This is a genomic window from Evansella tamaricis, assembly GCF_019042215.1.
GTDB classification, from domain to species: Bacteria; Bacillota; Bacilli; order Bacillales; family Salisediminibacteriaceae; genus Evansella; species Evansella tamaricis.
This window is the reverse complement of record NZ_JAHQCS010000082.1, coordinates 13,308-29,821: the sequence shown is the minus strand read 5'-3', so window position 1 is coordinate 29,821 and position 16,514 is coordinate 13,308. Positions and strand designations below refer to the sequence as shown.

The 16,514-nt window shown below is 39.6% G+C and carries 12 protein-coding genes; 1 reads left to right on the top strand and 11 read right to left on the bottom strand.

From position 1 onward, the window contains the following. Positions 1-710 precede the first annotated feature (710 nt). The 9 genes from leuD to ilvE all read right to left on the bottom strand — a co-directional run bounded on the left by leuD (position 711) and on the right by ilvE (position 12,134). On the bottom strand, positions 711-1,313 hold the full coding sequence (leuD, locus tag KS419_RS08400) for a 3-isopropylmalate dehydratase small subunit (protein WP_217065788.1): 603 nt from the start codon (positions 1,311-1,313) through the stop codon (positions 711-713). 18 nt (positions 1,314-1,331) lie between these two features. Beyond that, positions 1,332-2,747, bottom strand: a complete 1,416-nt coding sequence (gene leuC / locus KS419_RS08395) for a 3-isopropylmalate dehydratase large subunit (protein WP_217065786.1) — start codon at positions 2,745-2,747, stop codon at positions 1,332-1,334. A gap of 180 nt (positions 2,748-2,927) precedes the next feature. Further along, positions 2,928-4,034 (bottom strand): 3-isopropylmalate dehydrogenase, encoded by a 1,107-nt coding sequence (gene leuB / locus KS419_RS08390; protein WP_217065785.1) that lies wholly within the window; start codon positions 4,032-4,034, stop codon positions 2,928-2,930. Positions 4,035-4,123: 89 nt separating this feature from the next. Continuing rightward, the gene (locus KS419_RS08385) at positions 4,124-5,671 is read right to left on the bottom strand and encodes a 2-isopropylmalate synthase (protein ID WP_217065784.1); all 1,548 of its coding nucleotides are present in this window, start codon (positions 5,669-5,671) and stop codon (positions 4,124-4,126) included. Further along, positions 5,658-6,689 carry a ketol-acid reductoisomerase gene (gene ilvC, locus KS419_RS08380; protein WP_217065782.1) on the bottom strand — a complete coding sequence of 344 codons (1,032 nt, stop codon included), beginning with the start codon at positions 6,687-6,689 and terminating at the stop codon, positions 5,658-5,660. Before ilvC ends, KS419_RS08385 begins: the two co-directional genes overlap by 14 nt. A gap of 28 nt (positions 6,690-6,717) precedes the next feature. Next, complete coding sequence (gene ilvN / locus KS419_RS08375) at positions 6,718-7,239, bottom strand: acetolactate synthase small subunit (protein WP_217065780.1); 522 nt, start codon at positions 7,237-7,239, stop codon at positions 6,718-6,720. After that, a complete protein-coding gene (ilvB, locus tag KS419_RS08370) occupies positions 7,236-8,969 on the bottom strand; it encodes an acetolactate synthase large subunit (RefSeq protein ID WP_217065779.1) in 1,734 nt (577 codons plus the stop codon). The genes ilvN and ilvB overlap by 4 nt, the downstream gene beginning before the upstream one ends. Before the next feature lie 568 nt (positions 8,970-9,537). Further along, a complete protein-coding gene (gene ilvD, locus KS419_RS08365) occupies positions 9,538-11,205 on the bottom strand; it encodes a dihydroxy-acid dehydratase (protein ID WP_217065778.1) in 1,668 nt (555 codons plus the stop codon). 23 nt (positions 11,206-11,228) lie between these two features. Next, positions 11,229-12,134, bottom strand: coding sequence for a branched-chain-amino-acid transaminase (ilvE, locus tag KS419_RS08360; protein ID WP_217065777.1), 906 nt, complete (start codon positions 12,132-12,134; stop codon positions 11,229-11,231). 562 nt (positions 12,135-12,696) lie between these two features. Between ilvE and KS419_RS08355 the strand changes: the two genes are divergently transcribed. Beyond that, complete coding sequence (locus tag KS419_RS08355; protein WP_217065775.1) at positions 12,697-14,118, top strand: SpoVR family protein; 1,422 nt, start codon at positions 12,697-12,699, stop codon at positions 14,116-14,118. 80 nt (positions 14,119-14,198) lie between these two features. Here KS419_RS08355 and KS419_RS08350 read toward each other — a convergent pair whose 3' ends face one another. Continuing rightward, positions 14,199-14,339, bottom strand: a complete 141-nt coding sequence (locus KS419_RS08350; RefSeq protein WP_217065774.1) for a YjcZ family sporulation protein — start codon at positions 14,337-14,339, stop codon at positions 14,199-14,201. Between the two features lie 228 nt (positions 14,340-14,567). Further along, positions 14,568-16,418 carry a bifunctional diguanylate cyclase/phosphohydrolase gene (locus tag KS419_RS08345; RefSeq protein WP_217065773.1) on the bottom strand — a complete coding sequence of 617 codons (1,851 nt, stop codon included), beginning with the start codon at positions 16,416-16,418 and terminating at the stop codon, positions 14,568-14,570. Positions 16,419-16,514: the final 96 nt, after the last annotated feature.

The following is a 16,514-nucleotide window of genomic DNA, read 5'->3' as shown; positions in this document are numbered from 1 at the left end:
AGCGAGCATGAGGGATCCTGAAGTAGGGCAAATTGAACCAGGTTCAGGTGAACCAGGATCAAAAACCCGAGGTTCAATCCGTGAGCATGAGCGAGCATGAGGGAGCCTGAAGTAGGGCCAAATGAACCAGGTTGCGTTGAACCAGGATCAAAACCCCCAGGTTCAATCCGTGAGCATGAGCGAGCATGAGGGAGCCTGAAGTAGGGCCAAATGAACCAGGTTCAGTTGAACCAGGATCAAAACCCCCAGGTTCAATCCGTGAGCATGAGGGAGTATTAGGGAGCCTGAAGTAGGGCCAAATGAACCAGGTTGCGTTGAACCAGGATCAAAACCCCCGGGTTCACAACTGCCGAACACCGAACACCGAACACCGAACACCGAACACCGAACACCGAACACCGAACACCGAACACCGAACACCGAACACCGAACACCGAACACCGAACACCGAACACCGAACACCAAATACTATCGACACAAAGGAGGTTCACTAAAAAGTGAACCTCCTTAATCTCGACCATATAAAGGCCATAATTACCTAAGTTTATCAAGTAATGTTTGTGTGTAAGACAGCTGGAGCATATTGCACCATACTGCACCATATTAGACCATATCAATTCATATCGGACCTTATCGGACCATATCAACTCATACTACACCATATCAACCCATATCAACCCATATCAACTCATATTGGACCATACTGAACCTTAATGTACCTCTACAGTACCGGTTTTTACTTCATAGTCATCAATTTTAGATGAATGTGTTAAAGTTACAGCTATTTCATCCCATCCATTTAAGAGCATTTCTCGCTGATAAGGGGACAATGAAAATGTTGCTTTGAAGTCGGAAGAAGTATCATAAACTTTTTCTTCCGCAAGATCAACAGTTAAAACAAATTGTTCTTCCTCGGCACGTTTTAGCAAAGTTTCCGTTTCTGACAGAGACAACTTGACGGGAAGGATACCGTTTTTTACACAGTTATTAAAGAATATATCTGCAAAACTTGGAGCGATAACGACTTTAAATCCGTAGTCAAGTAGTGCCCAAGGGGCATGCTCCCTGGAGGATCCACAGCCAAAGTTTTCCCCAGCAACTAAAATAGATGCACCGTCATACTTCCGATCATTCAAGTTGAAATTCTCGCGTACCGTCCCATCATCATCAAAACGCCAATTATAAAATAGAAATTGTCCAAACCCTTGACGTTCAATTCTCTTTAAAAATTGTTTTGGGATAATTTGATCTGTATCCACATTTGCTCTGTTTAAAGGGTAAACAAGTCCCTTATGTTGTCGAATTGGTTCCATATTATTACACTCCTTTCTTTATGTGAAACTTGGGATAGTATAGTTGCGAACATCTACGAAGTGACCTTCGATAGCTGCTGCTGCTGCCATTTCAGGACTTACTAGGTGAGTTCTGGCACCATTCCCTTGTCTGCCTTCAAAGTTACGGTTGGATGTGGATGCACAACGTTCTCCGTAAGGCACGATATCGTCATTCATAGCAAGGCACATACTGCAGCCAGCTTCACGCCATTCAAAGCCCGCATCGGTAAAAATTTTGTTTAATCCTTCGGCTTCCGCAAGTAATTTCACGGTCTGAGAACCTGGTACAACAATAGCCTTAACGTTGGAATTTACTTTTTTCCCTCGAACTACATCTGCTGCTCTCCGCAAATCACTGAGACGGGAATTCGTACATGATCCAATAAAAACATGGTCGATTTTTACAGATGTAATTGGCTGATCAGCCTCTAAACCCATGTATTCCAGAGCCCGTTCGATTTCTTCTTTATCACTCTGGGATGAGGCAGTATCCGGATTCGGTATAGATGCAGTAACTGGGATACACATCCCTGGATTCGTTCCCCAACTTACTTGAGGTTCTATCTCGGATGCTTCAATTTCAACGGTGGCATCATATTGAGCACCTGGGTCTGTTGCAAGAGCTTTCCATCTAGCAGCAGCCTTATCAAAATCCTCTCCTTGTGGAACAAACCGTTTTCCCTTCAGGAATTGGACAGTAGTCTCATCAGGACTGATTAATCCCGCTCTTGCTCCTGCCTCAATGGACATATTACAAACTGTCATACGCTCTTCCATAGACAGGGAGCGGATGGCGTCGCCGGTGTATTCAATGACATAACCAGTTCCAAACCGAACACCGAACTTCGCAATGATGGCCAATATCAAGTCTTTTGCAGTGACCCCAGTACCCAACTCTCCAGTAACTTTTACATTAAGTGTTTTTGGTGGTGCCTGCCACAGTGTTTGTGTTGCCAAAACGTGCTCTACTTCACTTGTACCTATACCAAATGCTAGTGCACCAAAAGCTCCGTGGGTAGACGTATGGCTATCTCCACATACAATCGTTTTACCAGGTTGTGTTAAACCAAGCTCAGGACCAATGACATGAACAATTCCTTGATCTGGATGATCAATATCTGCTAATGGAATATCAAATTCTTCACAGTTATCTTTTAATGTATCCATTTGTTTTTTGGATACGGGATCTTTAATAAAATATCTGTCTAATGTAGGAACATTATGGTCCATTGTTGCAAATGTTAAGTCCGGTCTCCGCACCTTTCGATCTTTCATTCGTAACCCTTCAAAAGCTTGAGGAGAAGTTACTTCATGGACAAGGTGTAGGTCAATATACAATAAATCAGGTTTATCCTGTTCTTGGTGCACAATATGTTGTTCCCATATTTTTTCCACTATCGTTTTTGGTTCCATCCTAATACCTCCTTCAAGCAATAAACTTGCCTTAATTGAATTTGCTGATAGATAAAACATTAATAAATTGACAATCTGCCAAACTTCATTCCGGTTTATCAATATTCAAACGAGACAAGAAAACTAATTTGAAAGCACTCTTCCAAAATACAATCTTTCCTCGAAATGAACGCTGAAAAATTAAACATAGCAATTTAAAATACTGTTTGTGGTACTTTGAGATTTGATGTATTCAACGATTTGAACAGTCATCTCCTTTGTACCTAATTTTTGACCACCTTCCAATTGAAGGTCACTAGTATGATAGCCGTCATCAAGAACGGATTGAACGGCATCTTCAATTAGCTTTGCCTCGTCTTCTAATTGGAAAGAATAGCGCAACATTAATGCTGCTGATAAAATCATGGCCAGTGGATTTGCCAATCCTAAACCTGCAATGTCAGGTGCAGATCCGTGTACTGGTTCATATAACCCAAAATTATCTGATCGTAGACTTGCAGAAGGGAGCATTCCTAATGACCCTGTTAGTACAGATGCCTCGTCACTCAAAATATCACCAAACATGTTTTCCGTTACAATGACATCGAATGCAGTTGGATTTGTAATTAACTTCATAGCAGCAGAATCAACTAATTGGTGTTCTACAGTCACATCAGGGTATTGGGAACTCTTCTCATCTACAATTTCTCTCCAGAGTTTACTAGATTCCAGTACATTTGCTTTATCAACCGAAGTTAATTGTTTTCTTCGCAGTTGGGCACATTGGAAGGCTTTATCAACAATTCTTTCAATCTCTGTTCTGGTGTAAGCAAGGGTATCGACGACAGAATGACCGTTATCACGGCGTTCACTTGGAGTTCCAAAGTATAAGCCACCAGTCAGTTCACGGACGATGAGAAGGTCGCTCCCTTTCACCACATGTTCTTTTAATGGTGATGCATGAAGTAACTTTGGAAATCCTTTAATGGGCCTCAAATTAGCGAATAAGTCCAATTCTTTCCGTATTCCAAGTAACCCTTTTTCCGGACGTAAGTGAGAAGGGAGTTGATCCCATTTTGGACCACCAACAGCACCTAATAAAACAGCATCTGCGTTTTTACAGGCATCCACCGTGTCTTGGGGGAGGGGGGTTCCATGCAGGTCAACAGCAGATCCCCCAATGTCTTTGGTGTCAAAGGTAAAAGAATGATCGAATTCTTCCGCAACGGCATTTAACACTTCTTGTGCAGAAGTAATGACTTCTTGACCAATTCCATCACCTGGAAGTAATACAATGTGTTTTTTCATTTGCTGATAACCTCCTATTATTATTTAAAAACTCTGAAAACTTAATTTAAGAAGAGCCCTTAAGAAAGGGCTACTTCTAACCAATAAAATTATAATTGGGCAGATTCCACTTTCTGAACGTTATGATGCTTATAAAACACTCGATTCACTCCATTTAAAAATGCTTTTACAGAGGCTTCCAAAACATCTTGTGCTGACCCACGGCCACTTACTTCCTGACCATTTACGGTCATTTTTACATGGACTTGTGCGAGTGCATCCCGTCCACGTCCGACCGAACTAAGATGAAAATCAGTAAGATGAATTTTTTCTTCCACCAGCGCTTCCAGCGTGTTATAAAGGGCCTCTACACTTCCTTGACCGGTACAGGCTGTTTCTGTACGTTGACCTTCTGGAGTGGTTAAAGCCACTGTTGCTGTCGGAAGATTTGATGAACCATAGTGAACTTGGAAAGCGATTAATTCGTATTTCTTCACATTTGTCATATCTGTTTGTATGTCAGTTAAAATCGTAAACAGATCATCATCGGTGACTTCCTTTTTCCGGTCAGTGAGCAGTTTAAAAGCTTTGAAGGCCTCGATTAATTTTTCGTCTGATAGATGGTAGCCAAGTTGTTCAATTTTATCTTTGAAGGCATGGCGCCCGGAATGTTTACCAAGAACTAGATTGTTTGACTGAATACCTACTAATTCAGGAGTGATAATTTCATAAGTTGATGCATTCTTTAATACACCATCTTGATGAATACCCGATTCATGTGCAAATGCATTTCGTCCAACCACTGCTTTATTTGCAGGAACAGCCATTCCGGTTAACTTACTAACTAGATCACTCGTTCGTTTGATTTCCTTTAGAACTAAATTGGTTGTGAAAGGATACTTATCGTGTCTAATGTTTAAGGCAACGGCCACTTCTTCTAAAGAGGCATTTCCGGCACGCTCCCCAATCCCATTGATTGTTCCTTCAATTTGTGTGGCACCGTTTTGGATGGCAGCGATCGAATTAGCAACAGCCATACCAAGGTCATCGTGACAATGGGCAGATAAGGCAACTTGGTCAATATTTCGGACGTTTTCCCGCACATAGCGGAAAAGGGCTCCATATTCTTCTGGAGTGGTGTAGCCCACAGTATCAGGTAAATTAATTACTGTTGCACCTGCATCAATTACTTTTTCAATAATTTTTACTAGGAAATCTTTATCAGATCTTGATGCGTCTTCTGCTGACCATTCCACATGTGGAAATTTATCCCTTGCATAACGGACCATATTAACAGCAATTTGGACAATTTCTTCTGGAGTTTTTTTCAATTTATAAGTCATATGAATGGGAGAAGTTGCTAAGAAGATGTGCAGTCTAGGTTCAGCAGCATCTTTTAGAGCATCCCAGGCGATATCAATATCCGACGTTGTGGCCCTTGCTAAACCTGTTACAGACGCATTTTTAATTGTTCGTGCTATATTACGGACCCCTTCAAAATCCCCTTGGGAGGAAGCAGGGAATCCTGCCTCCATGATATCTACTCCAAACCGTTCTAATTGCTTTGCAATTTCAAGTTTTTCCAATTGATTTAAGTTAACTCCCGGGGACTGTTCACCATCTCTGAGTGTTGTATCAAAGATGTTAATTTGAGGCATTAGATACCACTTCCTTTTTAGAGTTTACCTGTTTTTTTACAAATGGCATTAACTCACGGAGTTCTCGACCTACCTTTTCAATTGGATGAGTGCTTTCCTTTTGGTTAACTGCATTAAATTGTGGGCGGTTAGCTTGGTTTTCAAGAATCCATCCTTTAGCGAATACACCAGTTTGAATATCAGTTAACACTTCTTTCATTCGGGCCTTCGTTTCTTCGTTTACCACTCGTGGTCCGCTAACGAAGTCACCCCATTGTGCTGTGTCAGAAATGGAATAGCGCATTCCTTCAAGACCACCTTCATACATAAGGTCTACAATTAGTTTTAATTCGTGTAAGCATTCAAAATAGGCAACTTCCGGCTGATACCCTGCTTCTGTTAATGTTTCAAACCCTGCTTTTACAAGACTTGTTAATCCTCCGCAAAGGACAGCCTGTTCTCCGAATAAATCCGTTTCCGTTTCCTCCTGGAAAGAAGTTTCAAGAATACCAGCACGACCTGCACCAACACCTTTTGCATAGGCTAATGCAAGTTGCTTTGCTTCGCCCGAACAATCCTGATAAATCCCATAAAGAGCAGGAACTCCAGCACCTTCTTCAAATGTACGGCGAACGAGATGACCAGGACCTTTTGGTGCCACTAAGAATACATCCACATTATCGGGAGGAACAATTTGGTTAAAGTGAATGTTGAAACCATGTGCAAAGGCTAGTGCATTCCCCGGTTGCAAATTTGGTTTAATACTTTCTTCATACACTTTTGGCTGTAACTCATCCGGTAGAAGAACCATGACCACATCTGCTTGAGCAGTTGCATCTGCAACGGAAACAACTTGAACTCCATCTTCCACTGCTTTATCCCATGATTTCCCTGGTCTTAATCCAACGACAACATCAAAGCCGCTCTCCTTTAGGTTTAGAGCATGGGCGTGACCTTGGGATCCATAGCCGATTACTGCGATTTTTTTCGATTGTAAAACCTCTTCTTGCACGTCGTTATGATAAAGTACTTTTGTCATTGTAAAAACATCCTCTCTGTTTTTTAAATTATTTTAGTAGTGAATACGTATTTATTTCAGTGACAGAAGGCTGGTGTCCCCGAAGGAAGGCAGTAACCCCTGTTCTTGAAAGTTCTTTTATCCCGTAAGGACGGAGTAGATCAATTAATGCTTCTAATTTTTCAGGTTTTCCCGTTACTTGAACAGTAAGGCTGTCTTTACTCACATCGATAATGGATGCTCGGAATGGTTCAATAATTCCTTGTATTTCTTGACGCAATTGCCCGGTGCTCACTACTTTTATCAGCGCTAATTCGCGGGCAACGATGGCTTTATCTGTGATGTCAGAAACTTTTAAAACATCTATCTGTTTATTTAATTGTTTTGTAAGTTGTTCCAGCTTTTGATTATCTTCCACGTCAACTACGAGAGTCATCTTTGAAATCCCTTCCGTCTCTGTATGACCGACGGATATACTTTCAATATTAAATTGTCTTTTTTGGAGTAGCCCGGTGACACGGTTTAAAACCCCGCTTCGGTTCTGGACGACTGCTGTGATGATTCGTTTCATGGTTTCACCCCTATCATTTCGTTTATCCCTTTACCTGGTGCAATCATAGGGTACACATTTTCCTGTTGAAGAACGCGACAGTCCACAACAACAGGGCCAACGTAGGCAAAAACTTCAGGGAAAATAGTTTCAAGCTGTTCTTGGCTCTCAATCTTATATCCTCGAATATCGTAGCTGTCCGCAAGTTTGACGAAATCTGGTTGAATGCTTAACAATGATTCTGAATAACGTCCTTCATAAAAAGTCTCCTGCCATTGTCTTACCATCCCCAAGGCTCCGTTATTAACAATAATTACTTTAACTGGAAGCCTTTTTTCTTGAAGAACTGATAATTCTTGTAGGGTCATCTGGAATCCCCCATCCCCAACAACGGCAACAACGGTTTTGTCTGGAGCAGCTAGCTGAGCACCAATGGCGGCAGGGAAGCCAAATCCCATTGTACCTAGACCTCCAGAAGTGACCCATTTATTCGGCTCACTAAAAGTGTAATACTGTGCAGCCCACATCTGATGCTGTCCCACATCGGTCGTAATGATGGCATCGCCATTTGTCACTTCGTGTAGTACTTTCATAACCCATTGAGGAAGGAGTTCCTGTTTTGGGTTTTTATACCAGAGTGGATAGTTTTCTTTATTCTCGTTTAAAAGGTTTAACCACTCTTGATGGTCTGCCGTTTCCTTCACAACCACAAGTAATTGCTGTAAAGCTGCGTTGGCATCTGACACGATTGGGATTTGTGTTGCTACATTTTTTCCAATCTCAGCAGGGTCGATATCGATATGAGAAACGACAGCATTTGGAGCAAAATGAGCTAGATTTCCAGTTAGTCTATCATCAAACCTTGCACCAATATTAATTAATAGGTCACATTCATACAAAGCCATGTTTGCTGAGTAAGTTCCGTGCATTCCTGCCATTCCTAATGAAAGGGGATTAGAGGCAGGAAAACTACCTAAGCCTAATAAAGTTGTGGTGACAGGAAGGTTATTTTTAACAGCAAATTCTCTCAGAAGATTCGCTGCTTTTCCGTGTATAATTCCTGCTCCGGCTAGAATTAAAGGCTTCTTGGCTTTTGTTAGCGCATCTGCCAACTTCTTAATTTGCAACGGGTTAGGTTTGATGGTTGGGTGATATCCTGGAAGATGAAAACTATTATCATACGTTCCATTACATGGGGACGCTGATATATCTTTAGGGATATCCACTACAACAGGGCCAGGTCTTCCTGTAGATGCGATATGAAATGCTTCTTTTACAATTCTCGGCAAGTCACTGATCGATTGTACTTGGTAGTTATGTTTTGTGATTGGGGTGGTAATACCGATAACATCAGCCTCTTGGAAGGCATCTGTTCCAATTACTCCCCGTGCCACTTGGCCTGTAAAGACGACAAGAGGTAATGAATCCATCATAGCATCGGCAATTCCTGTTACTAAATTAGTCGCTCCAGGACCTGACGTGGCGATGACCACACCAGGTTTCCCTGATACCCGTGCATACCCTTCTGCTGCGTGGATCGCTCCTTGTTCATGTCTGGTTAAAATATGGTCAAATGCGTCCTTTGCGCGATATAAGGCGTCATAAATGGGTAAAACTGCGCCACCTGGGTATCCAAAAATCGTTTCTACGTTTTCTTCAATCAATGATTTCACTAGAAGATCCGCACCAGTTTTCAACTCTGATCCAACCTCTTTACCAGTCTGTAAGACCGGCTTCGTTTCTACTCTCACGTTTTAATCCCTCCTAAAAGTAAATGTTTGAGACTTCAATTATCTTCCTTAAAAATTCGTTTGAACTGTTTCATTCGCTGATCATCATCAAATGGCCGCACTTGAATTACCGAGCCATATTATAATCTTTATCCCTTTAGCGCAAGTGATAAAAAAGTATAAAAAAAGGTCCAATTCTTCCCAAATAGACTGCAAAAATGCAGAATAAACGGGGAGAAAAGACCTTTCTCTTTTCACGGTACCACCCGGTTTCACAGTATCCTCGCGAACACTGTCTTAGGAAGCATGCCTTGATGAAGGTAATGCTTCTTTTGGTAACAGGTGTTCCGTCGAACACCTGATTAAGCCTAATAGGGATGACCGTTCAGCTTAACACTCAGGGATGATGTCGGAATAAGATGTATTTCCGGGCTTCCAGCAACCCCGGCTCTCTGTGAATACATGAATTTATTCCTTTATTCCCGTCATCGATTTAAATTTTAAATTGTTTTATCTTTTATTCAGTGTTGATTTTGCTAAAGTCATAAAAGTCAATTTCTGATTGATAAATGCTACCAGATTATAAAAATTAGATTTTCATTACTCCCCCAGTATTCGCGGAGGTAACAAGTTTGGCATATTTGGCTAAATATCCCGTTTTAATTTTTGGTTCTGGTTTCTTCCAATCTTGTTTCCTTGCCTCTAATTCATCCTCATCAACGAGTAGCTCGATAGAGCGTTTTTCTAGGTCAATGGCAATTCGGTCCCCATTATTTACAAAAGCGATCGGTCCACCTTCCGCTGCCTCGGGGGAAATATGTCCAATTGATATTCCCCGGCTTGCCCCGGAAAATCTTCCATCAGTGATAAGTGCAACTTCTTTATCTAATCCTCTGCCGGCAATAGCAGAAGTTGGAGCTAACATCTCAGGCATTCCTGGTCCACCTTTTGGACCTTCGTAGCGAATAACTACAACGTGACCGGCTTTAACAGTTCCGTTGTTTATTCCAGCTTGCGCATCATCTTGAGATTCGAATATAATCGCTTCACCGACAAATGATTTGATGGAAGGGTCAACTGCCCCCACTTTTATGACGCCACCGTCTGGAGCTAAGTTTCCATGAAGGATGGATAGACCGCCAACGGGACTGTATGGATTTTCTTTTGGACGAATTACTTTTTCATCTATAATCTTAGCATCTTTCACATTTTCGTAGATGGATTTACCTGTAACAGTAATTCTCTCTTTGTGAATTAATCCTTCAATTTGACAAAGTTCATTGATGATGGCACTTACGCCGCCTGCCTTATGAACATCATGCATTGAAAAATCAGATGCTGGGCTTATTTTAGAAAGGTAAGGCACTTTTTCAGCGATTCGGTTAATATCGTGCAAATCGTATTCAATTCCAGCCTCATGAGCAATGGCTAGTGTATGGAGAACGGTATTCGTTGAACCACCCATTGCCATATCTAATGCAAAAGCATTGTCAAAAGTTTCTTTCGTTAATATATCCCTTGGTTTAAGATCATTCTTAACTAGTTCCATTAGATGTGTTGCTGCTTGTCGGATTAAATCATGCCGTTCATCTGAAGTGGCTACGATGGTTCCATTACCAGGTACGGTTAAGCCTAGCATTTCCATTAATGAGTTCATGGAGTTTGCTGTAAACATTCCTGAGCAGGATCCACACGTGGGACAAGCAAGGGATTCCAATTCAATCAATTCTTCTTCTGTCAAAGATCCTTGATGATATGCTCCGACACCTTCAAAAACGGAAACAAGGGATAAATTTTTACCGCTTTTAGATAAACCAGCTTCCATCGGTCCCCCTGAGACAAAAACAGAAGGGACGTTTGTTCTGGCTGCTGCCATCAGCATTCCAGGTGTGATCTTATCACAGTTAGGTATATAAAATACCCCGTCAAACCAATGGGCGTTAATGACAGTTTCAGCACTATCTGCAATAATCTCTCTGCTTGGAAGGGAATACCGCATTCCAATATGGCCCATTGCAATTCCATCATCTACTCCGATTGTATTGAACTCAAATGGAATTCCTCCAGCTTCACGAATCGCCTCCTTCACAACTTCTGCGAAACGGTTAAGATGCATATGTCCTGGAATAATATCTATATACGAGTTACAAACTCCGATAAATGGTTTATCTAGATCTTTTCCTTTAACTCCTGTTGCGTGTAATAGACTTCGGTGTGGTGCCCGGTCTATACCTTGTTTAATCATATTGCTTCGCATGTTTGACCTCCTCAAAACGTCCCCTAAACTACTGCACTGTTTGACGATGTGGGATAACATTGAACCCCATCGATTGTAACTATTCTTCGGAAATCCTCTAATAAGTGATTTGTGATAGGACCTGGTTTTCCATTTGCTATTTTTCGTCCATCCACATCAATAACAGCGATAACTTCTACGGCTGTTCCGGTTAGGAAGACTTCATCAGCTATATAGACATCATGTCGAGTAAAAGGGGACTCCTTGATCTCATAGCCATTAGCCTTTGCTAAGTCGATTATTGCGTTCCGGGTAATACCTTCTAAAGCTCCTAAATAAACAGGTGGAGTATAGATTGTGCCATTTTTTATGATGAAAATATTGTCGGCAGACCCTTCCGTAACATAACCTTGATCATTTAACATTAGAGCTTCATCAACTCCGGTTAGGTTTGCTTCCATTTTGACTAGAATATTGTTTAAATAATTTAATGATTTGATTTGAGGACTTAATACGTCTGGCCGATTACGTCTGCTTGGAACAGATGCAACCCGTATTCCCCGTTCATAAAGTTCTTTAGGATAGAGAGCGAGTTGTTCCGCAATGACAATTAAACGCGGGTTTGAGCAATGTCTTGGATCAAGGCCGAGATTGCCAGGACCGCGGGATACAACAACACGGATATAGGCACTATCTAAATTATTTTTCCGCACTGTGTCCACAATAATCTGTTGTAATTCCTCCTTTGTGTATGGAACTCGTAACATGATGGATTGTGCAGAATCATATAACCGATTAAGATGCTCATCAAGTTTAAAGATGTTTCCGTTATATACTCTAATACCTTCGAACACCCCGTCTCCATATAAAAAACCATGGTCATACACAGAAACAACGGCATCTTCCTTTTTCACAAATTGATCGCCTAAAAAAATCCACTGACTGCTCATACGTACACTCCTTTCCCTAATAGTCTACTGTAAAGTATTAAAGTATAATTTGACACTGAACCCCTCAAAACCTTTTTTTATTTTACTTTTACTGGTTCTAAAGGGAAGAAAAATTATACCTTTAATCTTCTGTTCGAATTATTTGAAAATTATTATATTGTCGCCAATAATAACCCCATTTTTCATCAAGGTCAACAGGCTAATGACAAATTTTCTGACATTTATTTTGATTAGTGGAAACAGGAAACGCTTACATTATTGGTACGTAAGGAAAAACATTTTTCGAAAAAAAGATTTGTAAATTTTTTTGAAGCGCTTTCAAAATGTAGGCAAAAACCAGTAAAACCTTAGGAGGGATGAGTGTTTAAATCGTATATGGAATCGCTCTATCGATGTTACATATTCTTCCACTACCAAACCAGACTAGTTTACTAGATTTAGATGGTCAATCCTTCGAGATACGAAATATATAAAAATAATATAGAAGGTGGTAAATAAATTATTTTTTTCATTATATTCGTTGGAATCTCATAAGCTATTAGAAAAGATTGGAGGTTTGGGGATGAATTCAGAATCAAAAGAGTTGGTATCTGCAATTGATGAAATAACAGAAATCGCGGAAGGTTTTGGTTTAGATTTTTACCCAATGAGATATGAAATTTGTCCCGCTGATATCATCTATACATTTGGGGCGTATGGTATGCCGACACGATTTTCCCATTGGAGTTTTGGAAAACAATTTCATAAAATGAAACTTCAGTATGATCTTGGATTAAGTAAAATTTATGAATTGGTTATTAATTCTAATCCTTGTTACGCATTTTTGCTTGATTCCAATACGATGATTCAAAATAAGTTAATCATTGCCCACGTTTTGGCACACTGTGACTTTTTTAAGAACAATGTCCGCTTTATGAACACAAGGCGCGACATGGTGGAGAGTATGACGGCTACAGCAGAACGAGTTGCCCATTATGAGATGGTTCATGGAAGGGAAGAAGTCGAGAAATTTTTGGACGCTGTCCTTGCGATTCAAGAACATATAGACCCAAGTATCGTGAGACCGAAGTTGTCCTGGTCTGTTGAGGATATTTGGCAGGATACAGAAGAAGATGAAAAGGAGTCACCTTATGATGATTTGTGGTCTTTAGATGATGAAAAAACGAAGGAACAACCTTCTAATAGGCAGAAACGAAAAAAGAAATTCCCCCCTCAACCGGAAAAGGATTTATTACTATTTATTGAAGAATATAGCCGTGAGCTTGAAGACTGGCAACGTGATATTTTAACGATGATGAGGGAAGAGATGCTATATTTTTGGCCACAATTAGAAACGAAAATTATGAATGAAGGGTGGGCATCCTACTGGCATCAGCGAATATTACGAGAACTGGATCTGACGACAGAAGAGACAGTGGAATTTGCAAAACTGAATGCAGGAGTGGTCCAGCCATCGAAAACCCAGATAAATCCTTATTATGTTGGTCTAAAAATATTTGAAGACATTGAAGAGAGGTACGATAATCCAACAGATGAGATGCAGAAACGACAAAGTGTAAAACCAAATAGCGGACGGGAAAAGATTTTTGAGGTGCGCGAAATAGAAGCGGATATCTCCTTTATCCGTAACTATTTAACGAAAGATCTCGTATTGAATGAAGATATGTATTTGTTCCAGAAAAAAGGAAGGGAGTATAAGGTCGTTGATAAGGAGTGGGAGAATGTCAGGGATCAGCTTATCAGTAGTCGAGTAAACGGTGGATTTCCTTACTTAGTGGTGACGGATGGAGATCATTTGAGGAATGGAGAATTATATATAACTCATGAGTATGAAGGAATTGAATTAGATACAACTTATTTGGAAAAAACATTGCCTTATCTTTACCAACTATGGGGAAGACCTGTTCATATGGAAACTGTTCTTACGGACCGTAAAATTGTGTTTACCTATGATGGGAAAAAAATTCATAAAAGATATTTATAGTAGTGAAGGCAGACCGGAAAGGGAACTGGTCTGCCTTTTTATACGATGTTATCTACCGTTATAGATCCGTATATCAGTAATTAGTATGCTCTTACGACAACTGCTCCAATAATTACTAATAATACGAAGATGACAACGATAAACGCGAAACCGCCAGCTGCCCCTGCTCCAGTTGCTGGTGCTGCTGCTGTTGTTTTAGTTTCTGGCCCTACATGGCTCATTTTATAATCAGCTCCTTTATTTGTAGCTTCGATCATATCTTATGCTGGATAAATCTCTAGGTATGGACATTCGTTTAAAAATAGGAAATCCTATTAAAATTAGTGAAATGGCCCACACCTGTAGACATAAAAAGGTTACCGCTATAAAAGAGTACACTGAAAAAGTTGTAAGATACTTTTTTAGTGGCCTCCTATAAAACGGTAACCTTTTTAAATGTTAAGCAAGTATTAGCTGCTTATTTTCGTATCATTGTATGGGGGTTCTTTAAATTTCATTGGGTAAATCTCTTTGATCATCTCAATAAATGGAATGACATAGTCAGGATCAAATTGCTGGTTAGAACATGCCATTAATTCTTCAACAGCCTCATTAAATGTTTTCGTGTTCTGATATGGCCGTTCTGTTGTCATGGCATCAAAAGAATCAATTATACAGAGAATTCGAGCTAGCTTTGGTATACTTCTGCCCTTTAAGCCATAAGGGTATCCCTTTCCATCAAATCTCTCATGATGCAATTCTACTAATGGAATTAAATCCTCTAAATCTTTATTTGTAGAAATAATTTCTTTGCCCCAGATAACATGCTTTTTAACCATGTCCCATTCTAAAGCATCCAGTTTCCCTTTTTTATTAAGGATATCCCTAGGTATTTCAAGTTTGCCAATATCATGGATTAAAGCACCCATTATGATCAATTTTTTATCTTGTTCATTCAGGTTGAGTTTTTTTGAGAAATGTATGGCATATTGATAAACCCTTCGGCTATGTTTATAGGTGTTTACGTCCTTATATAAAAAAATGCGAAGTTGTTGCTCTAAATGTTCCAGTTCCTTTTCATCGTCTAGTGTCTTTTGATTTTGATCATTTTCATCAAATAAATGAATATTATTCTTGCCTTGTGCTTTAGCATAGTACATGGCCTTATCTGCTTTACCTAAGAATTCAGAAGCTTTCAACATAGATTTATCACGTTCAATAATACCACCTGAGAAAGATAAACAACCTTGTGGAAGTATTTCTACTCCTTTAAAGTAAGTGTCATTCACCTTTTTGCGTAATTCATCCATAAACTGATAGGCATAATTAATGCTTGTCTCAGGCATCAGGATGGAAAACTCCTCACCACCATATCTGGCTACAATAAAGTTTTTTTCTTCACAATTAGTTTTTAATATTGTACCGAAGTACTTAAGCAATTCGTCTCCCTGAAGGTGACCATAATGATCATTATATTTTTTAAAGTCATCCAGATCTAGAACTGCAAGACTAAGTCGCTGATCTTCTTGAGATTTGAAGTGCTGTTCTAATGACTCTTTAAAAAAACCATGATTGTAGAGACCAGTTAAATAGTCTATATTTGCCTTATTGGAAACTTCTTCGTATAAATGGAAATATTGTCTGAATACTAAAGATAGCAATATGATGACAATGGTGAAGACAACTAGTCCAAACACAGGATTAGATTCAAGCAGAATCGTTAAGATAAATGCAAGAGCTAGTGTAATTAAGTAACTGGAAAGGGCATCTTTTAAAATTCCTTTAAAGATTGTAAATAAACCTTCAGAAACAGATAAAAGAAAATAAATGCCCACCAATAGCACGTTTGCAGCAAAATAACTAACTAGAGCTAACATGTATGAAGGAAGAAATGCCACATCAAACGATCCTACTTGTCCCCCAATGTAAATAAAAGTAAGGAAGGAAGAATTTATCATAATCGAATAAGTAGCAAAATTAAATAAATGCTTCCACCAAACTATTTTTCGATGGTATAAAGCAAAGATGATACTGCTTATTATAAGAACATATAAAGTTATTTCGATTCCGAAGATAAACATTGAGGCTATATAGATAGCGGAGTCCAATGAAAGGGAGTTTCCCTTCGGGGGAAGCATAATCATATATTCATTTAAAATAATAACTGCGATAATTAATACAGCAATTATCGTCCAGTCGTTCATTTTTAGTTCAAAAGATAAACTCTCATGGATAAATACTGTACTGCACCCAATAATAGAAATTATTATGATGTAGACATTGAACGGATTTTTTAATAATGCAGCACTGTTATCTTTCATAATCAATCACTCTCGTTTAAATGTTTTTAGGAGAAGCAAGATTTCGCTTCTCCTATCTGTACTAATATTAATGTACTTTGAATCCAGATGTCAATG

What these genes read in the sequence shown, in the direction of transcription:
- ilvN (WP_217065780.1), bottom strand. Translation starts at nt 7,239, where the DNA reads ATGAAACGAATCATCACAGCAGTCGTCCAGAACCGAAGCGGGGTTTTA.
- leuB (WP_217065785.1), bottom strand. Translation starts at nt 4,034, where the DNA reads ATGAAAAAACACATTGTATTACTTCCAGGTGATGGAATTGGTCAAGAA.
- KS419_RS08355 (WP_217065775.1), top strand. Translation starts at nt 12,697, where the DNA reads ATGAATTCAGAATCAAAAGAGTTGGTATCTGCAATTGATGAAATAACA.
- KS419_RS08350 (WP_217065774.1), bottom strand. Translation starts at nt 14,339, where the DNA reads ATGAGCCATGTAGGGCCAGAAACTAAAACAACAGCAGCAGCACCAGCA.
- leuC (WP_217065786.1), bottom strand. Translation starts at nt 2,747, where the DNA reads ATGGAACCAAAAACGATAGTGGAAAAAATATGGGAACAACATATTGTG.
- ilvE (WP_217065777.1), bottom strand. Translation starts at nt 12,134, where the DNA reads ATGAGCAGTCAGTGGATTTTTTTAGGCGATCAATTTGTGAAAAAGGAA.
- leuD (WP_217065788.1), bottom strand. Translation starts at nt 1,313, where the DNA reads ATGGAACCAATTCGACAACATAAGGGACTTGTTTACCCTTTAAACAGA.
- ilvC (WP_217065782.1), bottom strand. Translation starts at nt 6,689, where the DNA reads ATGACAAAAGTACTTTATCATAACGACGTGCAAGAAGAGGTTTTACAA.
- ilvD (WP_217065778.1), bottom strand. Translation starts at nt 11,205, where the DNA reads ATGCGAAGCAATATGATTAAACAAGGTATAGACCGGGCACCACACCGA.
- KS419_RS08345 (WP_217065773.1), bottom strand. Translation starts at nt 16,418, where the DNA reads ATGAAAGATAACAGTGCTGCATTATTAAAAAATCCGTTCAATGTCTAC.
- KS419_RS08385 (WP_217065784.1), bottom strand. Translation starts at nt 5,671, where the DNA reads ATGCCTCAAATTAACATCTTTGATACAACACTCAGAGATGGTGAACAG.